We start from the raw sequence: 16,747 nt of genomic DNA on the forward strand, positions 1-16,747 counted from the left end.
GTATCGCTGAAAGTGATTCAGACTGCGTTTCGAGAACCTTGTCCGTTTCAGCGAGGCCGCCATTCTACTCCGGCGGACTTCAGTGTCAAGCGCTTGTTTCACCCGGTGAAACCGGAGAGCGAAGCTCGTTGACAGGCGGCGCATTCTACAGCGTTTCGGCCCTGTGTCAACATGCACCTCAAAGAATGTTATGCATAATAGAAGAAGCGCTTCATTTGATACGGGGCAACCTGCGCATTGGTAATAGAACGGAGCCCTAACAATAATTCATCATACTGATCAGCGATGGGTGCACTGACATGCACCCCCTCTCCCTCAAGAGGAGACAAATAAACAATATCCTTTGCCTCTAAGGGTAAATGCTTTACGTACGACAGTGTTTTTTCAACATGAGAATGCCGACCAACACCAGCAAGAATCGTTATCCCAACCCGTATACCTGCTATTTTTAGCTCTTCTATCATTCGTCGAGTCGGTAGCAAATCACCTGATTTGCCGAGCTGCTCACGTAATACACCATAACCGGTTTCCAAACCAATGACCACCTGACGCAGACCAAGCTCTGCGAGTGAAGCCCAATCACCCGATTGGCGCGCAGGCGCAAAATCCGCATCACCAAAAGCAGCAACACCACGCCGAATCACACCAACCTCATCACGGATCAGCTGCAATACCGGCAACAAACGACGGGTTGAAAGCGCCATTGCATTGGCAGAGCCTAAAAATACACCATCACGCCCACCCCAACCTGGATCCAATAGCGCTTTTACCTGACTGACATGTTGTTTCAACACCTCCTCACCCAAAACACGGAAGCGTTTACCTTGATAGAAAGCACAAAACGAACACTGACTATTGGGACAACCTGTCGCCGGCTGAATAACGATATCGCCATAACGATCAGGTGGAAGAATGGGAATGACTTCTGGATAAGCTGAATCTGCCAAGCAAGATCTCTGACAATAATCTTTTAAATCAAGACGAGACGCACAAAGCAGTAACTCTGAAGCTTGCTGATCTATAGCATTTTCAATCTCACTATTGGTGTTCAATGTTTCTACAATCCGCACCAATAGAGACAGCACCTGCAATGTCACCGTCTCAGCATGTTGAGGCGATAAGGCGACAGGCACATCACGCCCCCTCACTACACAGCCATCAACACATCGTCGATAAAACGCCTCCGCATTGCGATAACTGCACCAATAGCCAAGTTCATCCAGACGCACCGATACGCCCAGCTGAGAGCACTCCAACTTTAAGCCATTTTTCTTTTTGACAACGGACAACATGATGACTGCAATACGCTCACAAAATTGCCAGAACAAAACAATCATGTTAAACATCTGGCTCCTAGAAATAAGAACAATAACAAAACCACCCACCATGTGCTCTGTGACTATCCGAACCGCCTTACTTGTAATGGCTCTAATTCTTGCTTCTTCTAAAGTAGGTGCACGAATGTGCCATAGCGTGACAATGTCCGGCCCTCCAGACTTCCCACCGGTGGTATGGAGTGATTATCTGGAAATACATGGCGCGGCCAAGGAGCTACTAGAGAAAGCATTCAAAAGACATAACATCAATGTGACAACCGATCATCTCGGTGGCTACAACCGGGTACTCAGCCATTTCAAAAAAGGTTTAATTCATGTCATTCCAGCCATGACGCGAAACAGCGAACTGGCGGAACATACAACATTTATAGAACCCGCTATTTACCAGCAAACCTATGCCGTCGTAGTCAGACGCGACAAGGAAAACCATCCTCAAACCTGGGATGATCTGACAATGCTGCGTGGCGTAGCTCCCAGGGGGCTGACATTTGGTGATGACTTTAATCAGTTTGCCAATAACAACCTGCAAGTTATGCGTACAACCCGGCCTCGCCAGGGGCTCAAAATGCTTGAAGTTGGACGCGTGGACTACGCGATCTACCCAGACATCCAAGGCGATCTATTCGTCTCACTATTGGATCTGGAAGGTAAATTTGAAAAAACGCCCATAGATATCGCAACATTCAATTTGTATGCCGGCATTTCCAACGCGCTGGACTGCGATATCCCGCTGAAAGAGATCTCCAGCACCATTCAGGCTTTGATCTCAAGCGGCGAAGCTGCAACGATTTTCAACGACAGCCTCTATAAATGGATGGGCTACAGTCTTGACCAGAAAGGCATGACATATTCACCCATCGAATAGCATTTAAAGATTACCGTTTCTATTGAGATAGTCAGGCAGGAAACTTTCCGCCTCTTCAGGATTTCGACTAAGCTGAAGCTCGTAATCCTCACAGATGGCAAGATAGCGAGCCAGAACCGGCGCAGGTAAATCCCGCCAGTTATAGACTGCATTCTCAAGGGCATTATGCAGCATGATCTGTCCAATAAAAGCGGTGCGAGGGCAATCTGCATCGGCTGGATATAAGGCTTCAATTCCGTCCATAAGACGCTGTTTCTGCGTATCCTTCATAAACTGCTCCCTGGATAGCATGCGCTTATCTTAAAGTGTAGCTTTACCACCTACACAAAGCAGTCACCCCTAAGACCCAGACAACATATCTATTCGTCCTTTAATAGAGTTATAATTGCACCCGTTCGTGCGACAGCTGTAAAAAGCACATATCGCAGGCGTCCGTTATCACAAAAACAAATATATGACGACTGTCCACGCACCAAGCCCGTGAACCACATTTTCACCGGTGCATGTACAGCAGAACAGACAGGCCTGAACCCATGAAAAAAATAACGTTACTGACCACTTCCCTGACACTACTGCTCACTGGCTGTGATACTACATTCAGCGGCTCACACTCCTCCTCAGGTTTCTGCTCAGTATCCTCCGACAGGGGGCAGACATTTTCCCGATCAACACGCACAGAAGGCAACAGGCTCGACGGCGAATGTGGCTTTACCGGTGAGGAAGGCAGCATCCGTATGGATAACCATGTTATTCGGCTGGCGGATCAGGAGCTCAGCCTCAACGGCATCGTACTGGCCGTCAATATTCCCGACGATCGCCCTGCCACCGTCCGCGTTATAGCAGAGGGCGAAGCCAAGCGGCTTACGGTTGACGGGCAATCCATCAGAGAACTCGCTACCGCGCAGAAGGCGGGACGTCCCCTGGCAAGAACCGAATAGCTCAACATCATAAAGCGGGTGGTGATGGTAACCTCACCACCTCAAATCATGCAGCACTATCAGGCAAACCCCACTCTACGGAATGTTCATTTTTGAGCACTTTTGAACAGTCAGAGTCCGCAATTCCAAGCAAAAAATCAACATTTGTTGAATTATGATCACTAATGATCAACGGCTTTCAATTTTTTTGAATTGTCTTGCGATTTTTATTTATTTACTCAGCAAAATCCCCCACTTACCATTCGCCGCAATTGCAACACAACCCCAACAAAAAACCGCAATAAATGACAAGCGTTGCCTGAGACAAAACGTCATCGGGCTTCTCGGAGTGGCATTCATCGACAGGCTGATGTGCTGGCGATATGACCGGCTGTTTGTGGGGGAAGAGTTTTCTCATTTCCTCCCAGATCGGCGCAACCATTTACTGTGATTAAACCGGCCATGTTGGTCAGGGGGACAAACCGTGCAAATTCTATTCAGCATGCTGGGCATTGCATGTCTGCTGGGAATCGCTTTTCTGCTGTCGGATAACCGCAAGGCCATTCGCCTTCGCACTGTCGGCGGCGCCTTCATTCTTCAGGCTATTCTGGGTGCTTTTGTTCTTTATATTCCAATAGGCCAGACCGCGCTTGCCAGTGCTGCCGAAGGTGTTCAGCATGTCATTAACTTCGGAAATGAAGGTATTGGCTTCCTCTTTGGCGATCTGGCCAAGTTCAAGCTCGGCTTCATCTTCGTCATCAACGTTCTGACCATCATCATCTTCTTCTCCTCCCTGATGGCTGTTCTGTACTACCTCGGCATTATGCAGCTGATTATCAAGGTCATCGGCGGCCTGCTGCAGAAAGTATTGGGCACCAGCCGTACAGAATCGCTTTCCGCGACAGCCAACATCTTTGTCGGTCAGACAGAAGCGCCCCTGCTGGTTCGCCCCTATATCGCCAAAATGACCCAGTCTGAGCTGTTTGCCGTTATGGTTGGCGGCCTGGCTTCGGTTGCCGGTGCGGTAATGGTCGGTTATGCCAGCATGGGTGTTGAGCTCAAGTACCTGATCGCCGCCAGCTTCATGGCTGCTCCCGGCGGTCTGCTGATGGCCAAGATCATCAAGCCGGAAACCGAGTTCGACAAGGTCAATCAAGACGCACACCTTGATGAAGACGAAGAGAACAAGCCTGCCAACGTGATTGACGCTGCAGCCAGCGGTGCCGCCAGCGGTATGAAACTGGCTGCCAACGTAGGCGCCATGCTGCTGGCCTTCATCTCGCTGATCGCCTTGCTGAATGGCCTGATCGGTGGAATCGGCGGCATCTTTGGCCTGGAAGCCCTGTCTCTGCAACAGATCCTGGGGTATGTATTCGCCCCGATCGCCTGGGTACTGGGTATCCCCTCTTCTGAAGCACTGCAAGTCGGCAGCCTGATCGGTCAGAAGCTGGTACTGAACGAATTCGTCGCCTATGTCGACTTCGTTGCCATCAAGGACAGCCTGACTCCCCATTCCCAGGCCATCGTGACCTTTGCACTGTGCGGTTTTGCAAACCTGTCGTCTATTGCAATTCTGCTGGGCGGTCTGGGTGTCATGGCGCCCGATCGTCGTAAGGACATTGCCCGCATGGGTCTGAAAGCGGTTGCCGCAGGTAGCCTGTCCAACCTGATGAGCGCCGCCCTTGCCGGCCTGTTCCTCGCACTATAATTGGAATGCCCCGCGGACAGTTCTCTGCGGGGCCTGACCTTTATCAGGAAACTGACCGATGACCGATACTTCCAAGTACAGCCAACTTGCGCTGACCCTGATGGACCTGACCACCCTGAACGACGATGACACTGATCAGAAAGTGATTGACCTGTGTCGTTCAGCAAAAACCGACGCAGGCACCCCTGCAGCGGTCTGTGTTTACCCCCGTTTTGTCCCCATCGCCAGGAAAACCCTGCGTGAACTGGGTCTGGACCACATGAAAGTGGCGACCGTGACCAACTTCCCGGCCGGTGGCGACGACATCAGCATTGCTGTTGCAGAAACACGCGCCGCCATCGCCTATGGTGCGGATGAAGTCGATGTCGTCTTTCCTTACCGCGCGCTGATCGCTGGAAACGCAGACATCGGTTTTGAACTGGTGAAGCAGTGCAAGGCCACTTGTGGTGACACTGTTAAGCTGAAAGTCATTATCGAGTCCGGTGAACTGAAAGATCCTGCACTGATTCGTCGCGCCAGCGAGATTGCTATTGAAGCGGGTGCAGATTTCATCAAGACTTCAACCGGCAAAGTCCCGGTCAATGCCACGCTGGAATCTGCCCGCATCATGCTGGAAGCGATACACGACAGTGGACGTGATGTTGCCTTCAAGCCCGCCGGCGGCATCCGTACTGCTGAAGAAGCCGCAGAACACCTGCAGCTGGCGGAAGAGATCATGGGCGCCGACTGGATCACTCCGGATCACTACCGCTTTGGCGCCAGCAGCCTGCTGGGCAACCTGCTGATTGCCCTGGGTCTGCGTGAAGGCAATATCGACAAGCAGAGCTACTGAGCATAACCGCCAGTCTGGCACAGGAGATCATGCCATGTTTCTACCGCAGGAAGTCATTCGCAACAAGCGTGAAGGAAAAACACTGTCGGATAACGAAATCCGAAGTTTCGTCAACGGGATTACCGACGACAGTGTCACTGAAGGTCAGATTGCCGCGCTGGCGATGGCCATTTTCTTCCGTGGCTTATCCATGCCTGAGCGAATTGCCCTGACCTGTGCCATGCGTGACTCCGGTGAAGTGCTGGACTGGTCTGGTGAAAATCTTAATGGTCCGATCCTGGACAAACATTCCACCGGTGGCGTCGGCGATGTCGTCAGCCTGATGCTGGGGCCCATGGTTGCAGCCTGTGGTGGTTACGTGCCCATGATTTCAGGCCGAGGGCTGGGTCATACCGGTGGCACGCTCGACAAACTGGACAGCATTCCCGGTTATACAACGTCCGCCTCAGAAAAACGGTTTCGGCAAGTCGTTCTTGAAACCGGTGTCGCTATTATTGGCCAGACCGGTGAACTGGCCCCGGCTGACAAACGTTTCTACGCTATTCGCGATATCACCGCCACCGTTGAATCCATTGACCTCATTACTGCGTCCATTCTCGCCAAGAAGCTGGCGGAAAGTCTTGATGCACTGGTGATGGATGTGAAAGTCGGCAGCGGTGCATTCATGCCAACCTACGAACTCTCGGAAGGGCTGGCGAAAAGCATTGTCAGCGTCGCCAATGGCGCAGGCGTAAAAACAACCGCACTGCTGACCGACATGAACCAGTGTCTGGCGTCGACCGCGGGAAATGCCGTCGAAGTCCGTGAAGCTGTTCAATACCTGACGGGCGCCTACCGCAACCCGCGACTGCACGAAATCACCATGGCACAATCTGCGGAATTGCTGGTTTCCGGTGGTTTGGCGGCTGACCAGTGCGAAGCAAGAGATAAGCTGCAAGTCGTTCTGGATGACGGCAAGGCTGCAGAGATTTTTAATCGCATGGTGGCCGGCCTGGGAGGCCCTGCAGACTTTATTGAGAATCACGACAAATACCTGCCCAAAGCCAGCATTATCAAACCGGTATTTGCGCAAACCGAAGGCTACGCTAACAGCATGGATACCCGCGGCATGGGACTGGCCGTGGTACAACTGGGCGGTGGCCGCAAAGCAGCCACAGACGCCATTGATTACAGCGTAGGCCTGAGCGATATCTGCACACTGGGCCAGGTCATTAATAAAGAGACCCCATTGGCCATGATTCACGCCAGGGACGAACAGTCCTGGCAGCAGGCAGCGGCCATGGTTCAGGCCTCAGTGAAAATAGGCGACACCGCCCCTGAGACAACGCCTGAAGTGTATCGCCGCATTACCCCGGCGGATTGTGAAGAATGATCTTTCGGGGTAAACCATGCAGCAGACAGGACGTAAACGGAGCCTGAATATGACAGCAAAGAAACGAGCCATTGTGCTGGTACTGGATTCCTTCGGAATCGGTGCCGCCCCGGATGCGGACAAATTTGGTGATACCGGTTCCGATACCCTCGGCCATATTGCCGAGCTCTGCGCTGCCGGCAAGGCTGAGAATGGTCGACAGGGTCCTCTTCATCTGCCGAATCTGGCCAGTCTTGGCCTGCTGCATGCTGCCAAGGCATGTACCGGTCGTTTCCCTGAAGGCATGGCCACGGATGTGACCATCACCGGCGCCTATGCACCGGCCTGTGAAATCTCCAGTGGCAAGGATACACCCAGCGGTCACTGGGAAATGGCAGGTGTTCCGGTACTTTTTGACTGGGGCTACTTCACCGAAAAAGAAAACACCTTCCCACCCGAACTGCTGGAAAAAATCACTGCTGCCATGGATCTGCCGGGTATTCTGGGCGACTGCCACGCTTCAGGCACTGAAATTATCGCCCGCCTGGGTGAAGAGCACATGCGCACCGGCAAGCCGATTCTCTACACCTCGGCTGACAGTGTCCTGCAGATCGCCTGTCACGAAGAATCCTTCGGCCTGGATCGCCTGCTGAAATTATGTGAAGTTTCCCGCGAACTGTTGGAAGGCTACAACATCGGTCGGGTCATCGCCCGCCCCTTCATTGGCACCAACAGCAGCGACTTCGAGCGTACCGGTAACCGTCGTGATTATTCGCTGGCACCGCCCTCCCCCACCGTGCTTGAAAAACTGGCTAACGACAGTGGCGAGGTGGTCAGCATCGGCAAAATCGCTGACATCTATGCACACCAGGGCATCACCAAAAAGATTAAGGCCACGGGTCTTGAAGCACTGTTCGATGCAACACTGGAAGAAGTTCGTCAGGCGGGTGACCATACCATCGTTATGACCAACTTCGTCGACTTTGACATGCATTATGGCCATCGTCGTGATGTCACAGGTTATGCCGAAGCGCTGGAATACTTTGATCGTCGTTTGCCTGAACTTTTGGCTCTGCTTGAGAAAGACGACATCCTGATTCTAACAGCCGACCACGGTTGTGACCCGACCTGGCACGGTTCCGACCATACCCGTGAACATGTGCCAGTACTGGTTTACGGTCCTGATGTAAAACCCGGCTCACTGGGTGTGCGTGAAACATTTGCAGATATCGGCCAGACACTGGCAGCTTACTTTGATCTGCCAGCCATGGATCATGGCATCAGCTTTTTACCCGACATCATGCCCGAAACGGCCTGATCAACGACATGAACAACGCCCGGACTGACGTCGGGCGATCAGGGAGATAACCAATTGGCTACGCCACATATCAATGCAGCTGACGGGGCTTTTGCTGAAACGATTCTGATGCCCGGCGACCCACTGCGTGCAAAATACATTGCCGAGAACTTCTTCGAAAATGCAGAAGAAGTGACCAATGTACGCAACATGCTGGGTTACACCGGCACCTATAAAGGTATGCGAATCTCAACCATGGGTTCCGGCATGGGCATTCCTTCGGCCTCCATTTATTACAAGGAACTGATCACCGATTACGGTGTGAAGAACATCATCCGTGTCGGCAGCTGTGGCGCCGTGAGCACGGATGTCAAACTGCGCGATATCGTCATCGCACAGGGCGCATGCACTGACTCCAACGTCAACCGTATTCGTTTCCGCGGCTATGACTTTGCCGCCATTGCCGATTTCGGCCTGCTGGAAAAAGCCGTCAACGCAGCCCGCGCCCATAAGCTGCCGGTACGTGTCGGCAATTTGTTCTCCGCAGACCTGTTCTACACGCCGGAGCCGGAAATGTTCGAGGTCATGGCCAGGCACGGCGTACTGGGTGTTGATATGGAAGCCGCAGGCCTCTACGGCGTCGCCGCCGAGTTCGGCGCCAAGGCACTGACCATATGCACCGTGAGTGATGTTATTCCCACCGGTGAAAAGATGTCCTCTGATGACCGTCAGAATTCATTCAATGAGATGATCGAAATCACGCTGGATTCCGTGATCGCCTGATCATCACCCGACTAGCCGGCCTGCCAGGATGGCAGGCCGACAAGACGACAGTTTATGTCGCCCCCACTGGCCGGAGTTGCCAAACCAATGAACGTCATGGCAATCAGAGCAACAAAACAGCCGTTGCCCTGGCGGACTTGATTTGCTGTTTGAGTTTGTAACAACACATTAGGATTGAGAGTTAATGGGTATTCGCAAGAACGTAGTTGCCGCTGCCGCGGTAGTTCTGGGGGCAATGTCTGCCACAGCCGCCAATGCTGAAATGGTGTATGGTTTCGGTAATGTCAGCATCAACTATCTGGACTGGTCCAAGGGCACCCAGAACCGTACCGCTGACAATGCTGCAAAAAAAGACTTCTTCTTCCTGGAAGTTGAAGGTGGCGCGGGTTTCAACTGGGGTGAAGTGTACGGTTTCTTCGATGTAGAGAACCCGACCAACGACACCAAGGAAAATGACGGTTCCAAGAACCTGCGTACTGCCGCCAAGGGCACCACGCACATCTACCTGGGCGACACCAACTTTACCCTGTACGGTCACGTCTATGACTTCCGTGACGACGGCCACAGTAGCCGTGAGCAGGACCGTATCGTAGGTCTTGGTTACCGCTTTGCCAACGACTCCGGTTTCTGGGTCAAGCCTTTCATCGGTCCAGCCTGGGTTAAGAGTGACAAGTACAACGGTAGAAATGGTTACATGCTGGGCTGGGTAGCTGGCTATAACTTCAGCCTGGGCGGTGAAAAGTTCAGCGTCAGCAACTGGCATGAAATGACTTTCGATCGTGATGACGAGTATTTGTCTGACAAGTATGTAAATGGCACTGCCGGTAAGGTTGGCCAAAACGGCGCACTTGCTCTGTGGTGGCACCCGATCGAAAAAATCACCGCAGGTGTTCAGTACCGCTATTCCCAGGACAAATTGGCAACTGCCGACGCCTACCAGAACGCTATGATTTATACCCTGAAGTATAATTTCTGATAGTTCTCTTACGATCAGACCGCTATTTAAGTGGTCTGATCGCTGCTATCTGTTTCTTCCTCCCGCTGATTTCTTAGATCACTCCTATTTCCAATAATTTGTTGGCTCTTGTTTGGTATCTGAAAGATAATTAGCCAACCAAATGCAATCAAACATCATTAACCAATCTATAAATTTAGCTATCATTTTTTGCTATCAAGGAGACCTATCGATATTTAACCGACTATACACGCATAGGTATTACCATTAACCAGCAAAATCAGGACGATTATCACTAACCAGCCGGTTAGTGATAAAAAAGAAAGAAAATTGTCAAATAAACAGCTTATTAAACAGGCTCCGGCCTTTGTCTTGACTTCATGTTAATTATTAATAGGATTTTATTATGGAAGCATCATTAACCTCGAATCAAAAGCACTACCAAACCCCTTTACCAAGCACGTCAACCACAACACATGCTTCATACCAAGCTGGGAGTAGCAATGGTCAAAAAGGTGGAAAAAAACCATATTTCACAAAAATGGAAAATGAACATGGAATCCAGTTATTCCTTGGAGAACATGCAAAAGAAAAGTTAAATACATATGATAAAAAACTCATGGAATACATCATCAACAATCTATCAGCGGAAAATATAAGTAAAAATATAACGAGACCAAACGCTGGTTCTTTCAAAAAACAAATCGATGATGAGTGCTCAAATAAAAAACATTCTGTAACCAAGGCAGATTTCAAAATCATATTGAGAAATGTATCACAGGACCTTCAAATTGATCTCACCTGCCCATTATATGGCCCATCCCATGGAGATAATCCTATAACAGATAATGAAGTACGTCTTTTGAAGAGAGGAAAACGACAAATCGCTAGCCGAATAATTAGCCTCCCCTTGAGAAAGGTTGATCATATCGCGGTAGTAGGTCAAATTCATCAGGTGGCTCATGATGCTGGTAACATAGAAATGGAATATAAAGTCACGACCGCATTTCCAACTCCCCTAACGGAAACAGCAAAGTTAGCGCCACCTGAACCTGCGCCCAACTTGATGAGAGACGACCTTGGCGTTTATCAGCAAGCTGTAATATTTTGGGCAACACATGCCCTTTCAGATTCTGAAGAGGTGAGCCCCATTAAATTGACACTGGAAAAGTCAGCAACTGACGACGACATGACAGAAACCCAGCCATCAACTCTTGAAGAAGGTGATGATTCACAACCGTTAACAGAGACTGGAAAGGATATGCCCGACACTGAGAAAGTAGTAACGATGTGACAGGCCATCCTGCCCTGTCGCTACTACAGACGAACATCAATAAAGCCAGCCTCAAACACTGAGACACTTTTTAAGGATTACATTTGCTCATCCAGAAACACATGTTAGATTCAAGAAACAGGGAAATTACTGGCTACTCACAGAAAATAATCAGCTCGACGTTTTCTATGAGCTGATATCTGCTGAAGGGGTGACGGATGAAAAAGACAAAGCAACGACCGGCTAGTAAAAAAGAGGTTACTGATTCATTTCACTATATGTCCGGTTTTGGCAATCATTTCAGCACCGAGGCACTCCCTAACGCCCTGCCTGTTGGACAAAATTCCCCCCAAAAACTGCCTTATGGACTCATTGCCGAACAACTCAGCGGCACAGGCTTCACTGCCAGGCGTCACGAAAGCCAGCGATCCTGGCTTTACAGGATTCACCCATCTGCCAAACAGTCACCCTACGAACCTGTGCTTTCAGAAACCTGGCAGACAGCACCTTTCTGCGATACATGGCTAACACCCGAACGTTTGCGCTGGAGCCCCCAACCACCTGCTGATCACAAATACGATTTTATTGCGGGCATCCGCACCTTGGCGGGTAATGGTGACGCCTCAATACGGCAAGGCAGCGCGATTCATCTTTATTCTGCATCACAGAGCATGGAAAAGCGCTGTTTCTGTAATGCCGACGGTGATCTGCTGATTGTTCCCCAGCAAGGCGGCCTATCCATCGACACTGAATTCGGACGCCTCCACATAAAGCCAACCGAAATTGCCGTGATTCAACGGGGTATTAAATTTCGTGTGAGTCTATTAGAAGACCAGGCCAGCGGTTATTTGCTGGAAAATTATGGCAACCCTTTTCGTTTACCTGACCTTGGCCCCATTGGCGCCAATGGGTTGGCAAACCCTCGCGATTTCAAGACACCTGTTGCCTGGTTTGAAGACAACAATGAACCAACGCAACTATTGACCAAGTTCGGTGGGCATTTTTTTACCTGCAACCTGGATCATTCCCCCTTTGATGTTGTTGCCTGGCATGGGAATTACGCGCCCTACAAATACGACCTGAAAACCTTCAACACCATCAATACCGTAAGTTTCGACCATCCTGACCCATCAATATTCACGGTTCTGACGTCTCCTCTCGATCATGAGGGACTGGCCAATGTGGACTTTGTGATTTTTCCGCCACGCTGGATGGTTGCAGAGGATACGTTTAGACCCCCCTGGTTTCATCGCAACATCATGAGTGAATACATGGGCCTTATCGAAGGGCTATACGATGCCAAACCAGACGGCGGATTTAAGCCCGGTGGAGGCAGCCTGCACAACTGCATGTCGCCCCACGGGCCAGATGGCGCCGCCGTCGAAAAAGCGACAAAAGCCAAGCTGACGCCACAAAAGCAGGAAAACACACTGGCCTTTATGTTCGAGTCATCCTTCCTCTATAAACCTACAGCCTTTGCTATCAATGGCGGATTACGTCAGGAAAACTATACCGATTGCTGGCAAAACATCGCACCAACCTTTAATGCAGCCGCCCCGAAGAAATAAGCCATACATCCCGGGTGTGGCAGGCTCACCGCCACACCCGGGATCTGCACTGACCATCGCCATTTGCGCCAGTGCAATTAAACGACCATGGTTGGTATCACCAGAGCGAACCTCTCCCATCAATCGTCCATCGGTGTAGCCAACCTGTTAACACTTCCGCCCTGCCTTTCTTTTGAAATAGCGCCAGCAAGGCAAACATCACAGCATTTTCAGGGATAACAGCACCGACAGACACAGGCATTCGCGCAAAAAACAACCCAAAAACAAGAAAAAACAACAATAAAAATAAGGAATTATCGGTATCCGGTTGCGCATATTCGCACGCTTTCTGATATGATTGTCACCGCCTCGCGGATCGGCCTGCAGATGTGGACTGATTCGGCACATTCGCAGGCCCTGTCTGATAACAAAACCAACAACAGACAGCGTAGAAACCAGATACCCATTAGCACCCAGCTTTTATACAACAGACTATCGACTGGTCCCGGCCTTACGGCTGACGGTATGGTTTTGACGCGTCAAGCACCTTGCGGGGGTATGAGGAGCAACTGCGCAGGCACTGACCAGATATTGACACAGGTCATTGTTTTGCCTTTTCGGCTTACTGATACTTAAGTAGGGATATGTACGTACTTAAGCGAAGGTTATGTGGATCCATACATGAGTAGCGCAACAACGAACACACACTACAACTATAAAGTGGTTCGCCAGTTTGCCGTGATGACGGTGGTATGGGGCATCGTCGGCATGGCTGTTGGTTTGCTGATCGCAATCCAGCTGGTGTTTCCTGATCTCAACTTTGAACCTTACCTGACCTTCGGTCGACTGAGACCACTGCATACCAATGCGGTGATCTTCGCGTTCGGTGGTTCTGCCCTGTTCGCCACGTCATACTATGTGGTGCAGCGGACCTGTCAGGCCCGGCTCATCTCTGACGGCCTGGCGGCCTTTACTTTCTGGGGCTGGAACCTGGTCATCCTGCTGGCAGCGATTACCCTGCCACTCGGTATTACCTCTTCCAAAGAGTATGCCGAGCTGGAGTGGCCGATCGACATTCTGATCACCGTTGTCTGGCTGGTCTATGCCTACGTTTTCTTTGGCACTGTCATGAAGCGTAAGGCCCAGCACATCTATGTAGCCAACTGGTTCTACGGGGCCTTCATCATTACCGTTGCCCTGCTGCATGTGGTCAACAGCATGTCGGTGCCGGTGACCGCCTGGAAGTCCTACTCTGCCTATTCCGGCGCCATGGATGCCATGATCCAGTGGTGGTACGGCCACAACGCCGTCGGCTTCTTCCTGACCGCCGGCTTCCTGGGCATGATGTACTACTACGTACCCAAGCAGGCTGAACGTCCGGTTTACTCCTACCGTCTGTCCATCGTTCACTTCTGGGCACTGATTGCCATTTACATCTGGGCCGGCCCGCACCACCTGCACTACACCGCGCTGCCTGACTGGGCACAGAGCCTGGGTATGGTGATGTCGCTGGTGCTGCTGGCACCTTCCTGGGGCGGCATGATCAACGGTGTCATGACGTTGTCCGGCGCCTGGCACAAGCTGCGTACTGACCCGGTACTGCGCTTCCTGGTGGTCTCCCTGTCGTTCTACGGCATGTCCACCTTCGAAGGCCCGATGATGGCGATCAAGACCGTCAACGCGCTCTCCCACTACACCGACTGGACCATCGGACACGTACACTCCGGCGCACTGGGCTGGGTGGCCATGGTGTCCATCGGCGCCCTGTACCACATGATCCCGCGCCTGTGGGGACGTGACAGCATGTACAGCATTGCGATGGTCAACGCGCACTTCTGGCTGGCCACGATCGGCACCGTACTGTACATCGCCGCCATGTGGGTTAACGGTATCACCCAGGGCCTGATGTGGCGGGCGGTCAACGCCGACGGCACCCTGACCTACAGCTTTATCGAATCCGTTATCCAGAGTGAGACCGGCTATATTGTCCGCGCCATCGGTGGAGCTTTCTTCCTCGCCGGTATGGTAGTGATGCTGTACAACGTCTACCGCACCATCCGCGCCGCCGAGCCTGACCAGGCGAAGCTGGCTGCTCAAATGGCGTGACAGGGGGAAGTTAAGAGCCATGAATAAACACGAAATTGTAGAAAAAAACCTTGGCTTGATGGTGATCCTGACCGTCGTCGCCATCAGCTTCGGCGGCCTGGTCGAGATCGTGCCGCTGTTTTTCCAGAAGGAGACCACCCAGCCGGTGGCAGGCGTCAAACCCTACCCCGCGCTGGAACTCGAAGGCCGTGACGTCTACATCAAGGAAGGCTGTGTGGGCTGCCATTCCCAGATGATCCGTCCGCTGCGTGCGGAGGTGGAGCGTTACGGGCACTACTCCGTGGCCGGTGAATCCGTCTATGACCATCCCTTCCTCTGGGGTTCCAAGCGGACAGGTCCGGACCTTGCCCGGGTGGGTCAGCGTTACTCCGATGAGTGGCACCGCGCCCACCTGTACAACCCCCGTGACGTTGTGCCCGCGTCTATCATGCCGGCCTACCCTCACCTGATGGACAACGTGCTGGATGGCAGGGACACCGCCCAAAAGATGGAAGCACTTCGCCTTGTTGGCGTGCCTTACACGGATGAGCAGATCAAAAATGCCGCCGCAGAAGTCAAGGGCAAAACCGAGATGGACGCCCTGGTTGCCTACCTTCAGGGCCTGGGCACTGCGCTGACGACAAAACGGTAACGGGCTTATGGATATCAATACTCTGCGCGGACTGGCCACCGTCTTTTGCATGATTGCCTTTCTCGGCATCGTGTTCTGGGCCTACAGCAGCAAACGCAAAGGCAGCTTTGATGAAGCGGCCAACCTGCCCTTTGCTGACGATACCGCGCACCGTTCTGCCGTGATGAGTACGCTCGACAGCGGCGACAAGAAAAAGAACATGGGGGAGGAACAGAATGTCTAGTTTCTGGAGCGGGTGGATTTTCGTCCTGACATTTGCCTGTCTTGCGGTGGTGGTTATCGTGCTGGCCGCCACCACCAAGGCCCAGCGCAAACAGACCACCTCGGAAACCACGGGCCACGTCTACGATGGCATCGAGGAATACGACAACCCCATGCCCCAGTGGTGGCTGGGGCTGTTCGTAGCGACACTGGTGTTTGCCGCTGGCTACCTGATCCTGTTTCCCGGGGTCTGGAAAGGGGTGCTGGGCTGGACCCAGATTAACCAGCTGGAAGCAGAAACCGCCAAACATACCCGCCAGTATGCGCCGCTGTTTCAACAGTATGCCGCCAAATCCATTGAGGAACTTCAGAACAATCCCAAGGCTCTCAAAATGGGACAGCGGATATTTCTGAACAACTGCGCGCTTTGCCATGGCAGTGACGCGCGCGGCGCCTTCGGTTTCCCGAACCTGGCTGATGATGACTGGCTGTGGGGTGGTACACCGGCAGACATCAAGCATACCCTGCTGGAAGGCCGTCGTGGTCAAATGCCGGCCTGGGGCGCCGTCATTGGTGAGACAGGTGTACGTAATGTTTCTGCCTATGCACGCAGCCTGAGTGGCATTGACACCGGCTTCAGTGATGCCGATCTCGCCAAGGGCAAGAAAGTGTTTGAAACCACCTGTTCCGCATGTCATGGGGCCGAAGGTAAAGGTAACAAGCTGCTTGGTGCGCCAGACCTGACTAACGGCAAATGGCTTTACGGTTCATCACAGGCCCAGGTGATGTATACCATCCGTAAAGGTCGGAACGGTGTCATGCCTCCCTGGAAGGATATCCTCGGTGAAGAAAAGGTGCACCTGGTCTCCGCCTACGTCTATAGCCTGTCATACAAGAAAGACAGCCAGTAAAACAACCTGACCGACTGCGCTATGCAGTCGGTT

At 51.9% G+C, this 16,747-nt stretch carries 16 protein-coding genes; 14 read left to right on the forward strand and 2 right to left on the reverse strand.

The window, feature by feature from the left end; genetic code table 11:
- Window positions 1-188 precede the first annotated feature (188 nt).
- Complete coding sequence (locus AC27K1_RS20785; RefSeq protein WP_487152709.1) at window positions 189-1,346, reverse strand: radical SAM protein; 1,158 nt, start codon at window positions 1,344-1,346, stop codon at window positions 189-191.
- 127 nt (window positions 1,347-1,473) lie between these two features.
- Here AC27K1_RS20785 and AC27K1_RS20790 point away from each other — a divergent pair, with 127 nt between their 5' ends.
- Complete coding sequence (locus tag AC27K1_RS20790; protein ID WP_487152710.1) at window positions 1,474-2,202, forward strand: substrate-binding periplasmic protein; 729 nt, start codon at window positions 1,474-1,476, stop codon at window positions 2,200-2,202.
- 3 nt (window positions 2,203-2,205) lie between these two features.
- Here the strand turns inward: AC27K1_RS20790 and AC27K1_RS20795 are convergent, their stop codons facing one another.
- Window positions 2,206-2,472 carry a hypothetical protein gene (locus tag AC27K1_RS20795; protein WP_487152711.1) on the reverse strand — a complete coding sequence of 89 codons (267 nt, stop codon included), beginning with the start codon at window positions 2,470-2,472 and terminating at the stop codon, window positions 2,206-2,208.
- Window positions 2,473-2,735: 263 nt separating this feature from the next.
- Here AC27K1_RS20795 and AC27K1_RS20800 point away from each other — a divergent pair, with 263 nt between their 5' ends.
- The 13 genes from AC27K1_RS20800 to ccoP all read left to right on the forward strand — a co-directional run bounded on the left by AC27K1_RS20800 (window position 2,736) and on the right by ccoP (window position 16,714).
- Window positions 2,736-3,140, forward strand: a complete 405-nt coding sequence (locus tag AC27K1_RS20800; RefSeq protein ID WP_487152712.1) for a hypothetical protein — start codon at window positions 2,736-2,738, stop codon at window positions 3,138-3,140.
- Between the two features lie 463 nt (window positions 3,141-3,603).
- A complete protein-coding gene (locus AC27K1_RS20805; protein WP_487152713.1) occupies window positions 3,604-4,827 on the forward strand; it encodes a NupC/NupG family nucleoside CNT transporter in 1,224 nt (407 codons plus the stop codon).
- A gap of 58 nt (window positions 4,828-4,885) precedes the next feature.
- Window positions 4,886-5,659, forward strand: coding sequence for a deoxyribose-phosphate aldolase (gene deoC / locus AC27K1_RS20810; RefSeq protein WP_487152714.1), 774 nt, complete (start codon window positions 4,886-4,888; stop codon window positions 5,657-5,659).
- 34 nt (window positions 5,660-5,693) lie between these two features.
- Window positions 5,694-7,031: a thymidine phosphorylase gene (gene deoA / locus AC27K1_RS20815; protein WP_487152715.1), complete on the forward strand. Its 1,338-nt coding sequence runs from the start codon at window positions 5,694-5,696 to the stop codon at window positions 7,029-7,031.
- A 49-nt stretch (window positions 7,032-7,080) separates the two neighbouring features.
- The gene (locus AC27K1_RS20820) at window positions 7,081-8,328 is read left to right on the forward strand and encodes a phosphopentomutase (protein WP_487152716.1); all 1,248 of its coding nucleotides are present in this window, start codon (window positions 7,081-7,083) and stop codon (window positions 8,326-8,328) included.
- A gap of 54 nt (window positions 8,329-8,382) precedes the next feature.
- Window positions 8,383-9,090: a purine-nucleoside phosphorylase gene (gene deoD / locus AC27K1_RS20825; RefSeq protein ID WP_487152717.1), complete on the forward strand. Its 708-nt coding sequence runs from the start codon at window positions 8,383-8,385 to the stop codon at window positions 9,088-9,090.
- Window positions 9,091-9,274: 184 nt separating this feature from the next.
- Entirely contained in the window at window positions 9,275-10,066 is a 792-nt protein-coding gene (locus AC27K1_RS20830) for an outer membrane protein OmpK (protein WP_487152718.1), read from the forward strand.
- Window positions 10,067-10,451: 385 nt separating this feature from the next.
- Window positions 10,452-11,339: a hypothetical protein gene (locus AC27K1_RS20835; protein WP_487152719.1), complete on the forward strand. Its 888-nt coding sequence runs from the start codon at window positions 10,452-10,454 to the stop codon at window positions 11,337-11,339.
- A gap of 197 nt (window positions 11,340-11,536) precedes the next feature.
- The gene (hmgA, locus tag AC27K1_RS20840; RefSeq protein ID WP_487152720.1) at window positions 11,537-12,886 is read left to right on the forward strand and encodes a homogentisate 1,2-dioxygenase; all 1,350 of its coding nucleotides are present in this window, start codon (window positions 11,537-11,539) and stop codon (window positions 12,884-12,886) included.
- Window positions 12,887-13,546: 660 nt separating this feature from the next.
- Window positions 13,547-14,971: a cytochrome-c oxidase, cbb3-type subunit I gene (gene ccoN, locus AC27K1_RS20845; RefSeq protein ID WP_487152721.1), complete on the forward strand. Its 1,425-nt coding sequence runs from the start codon at window positions 13,547-13,549 to the stop codon at window positions 14,969-14,971.
- A gap of 19 nt (window positions 14,972-14,990) precedes the next feature.
- Complete coding sequence (gene ccoO / locus AC27K1_RS20850) at window positions 14,991-15,602, forward strand: cytochrome-c oxidase, cbb3-type subunit II (protein ID WP_487152722.1); 612 nt, start codon at window positions 14,991-14,993, stop codon at window positions 15,600-15,602.
- 7 nt (window positions 15,603-15,609) lie between these two features.
- The gene (locus tag AC27K1_RS20855) at window positions 15,610-15,825 is read left to right on the forward strand and encodes a cbb3-type cytochrome oxidase subunit 3 (RefSeq protein ID WP_487152723.1); all 216 of its coding nucleotides are present in this window, start codon (window positions 15,610-15,612) and stop codon (window positions 15,823-15,825) included.
- Window positions 15,818-16,714 (forward strand): cytochrome-c oxidase, cbb3-type subunit III, encoded by an 897-nt coding sequence (gene ccoP, locus AC27K1_RS20860; RefSeq protein WP_487152724.1) that lies wholly within the window; start codon window positions 15,818-15,820, stop codon window positions 16,712-16,714. Before AC27K1_RS20855 ends, ccoP begins: the two co-directional genes overlap by 8 nt.
- Window positions 16,715-16,747 lie beyond the last annotated feature (33 nt).

This window comes from Kistimonas ophiarachnellae, assembly GCF_057552235.1.

Excerpts from the sequence above, each read along its gene's own strand:
- AC27K1_RS20785 (WP_487152709.1), bottom strand. The coding sequence starts at position 1,346 with ATGTTTAACATGATTGTTTTGTTCTGGCAATTTTGTGAGCGTATTGCA.
- AC27K1_RS20795 (WP_487152711.1), bottom strand. The coding sequence starts at position 2,472 with ATGAAGGATACGCAGAAACAGCGTCTTATGGACGGAATTGAAGCCTTA.
- AC27K1_RS20800 (WP_487152712.1), top strand. The coding sequence starts at position 2,736 with ATGAAAAAAATAACGTTACTGACCACTTCCCTGACACTACTGCTCACT.
- deoC (WP_487152714.1), top strand. The coding sequence starts at position 4,886 with ATGACCGATACTTCCAAGTACAGCCAACTTGCGCTGACCCTGATGGAC.
- deoA (WP_487152715.1), top strand. The coding sequence starts at position 5,694 with ATGTTTCTACCGCAGGAAGTCATTCGCAACAAGCGTGAAGGAAAAACA.
- AC27K1_RS20820 (WP_487152716.1), top strand. The coding sequence starts at position 7,081 with ATGACAGCAAAGAAACGAGCCATTGTGCTGGTACTGGATTCCTTCGGA.
- AC27K1_RS20830 (WP_487152718.1), top strand. The coding sequence starts at position 9,275 with ATGGGTATTCGCAAGAACGTAGTTGCCGCTGCCGCGGTAGTTCTGGGG.
- AC27K1_RS20835 (WP_487152719.1), top strand. The coding sequence starts at position 10,452 with ATGGAAGCATCATTAACCTCGAATCAAAAGCACTACCAAACCCCTTTA.
- hmgA (WP_487152720.1), top strand. The coding sequence starts at position 11,537 with ATGAAAAAGACAAAGCAACGACCGGCTAGTAAAAAAGAGGTTACTGAT.
- ccoN (WP_487152721.1), top strand. The coding sequence starts at position 13,547 with ATGAGTAGCGCAACAACGAACACACACTACAACTATAAAGTGGTTCGC.
- ccoO (WP_487152722.1), top strand. The coding sequence starts at position 14,991 with ATGAATAAACACGAAATTGTAGAAAAAAACCTTGGCTTGATGGTGATC.
- AC27K1_RS20855 (WP_487152723.1), top strand. The coding sequence starts at position 15,610 with ATGGATATCAATACTCTGCGCGGACTGGCCACCGTCTTTTGCATGATT.
- ccoP (WP_487152724.1), top strand. The coding sequence starts at position 15,818 with ATGTCTAGTTTCTGGAGCGGGTGGATTTTCGTCCTGACATTTGCCTGT.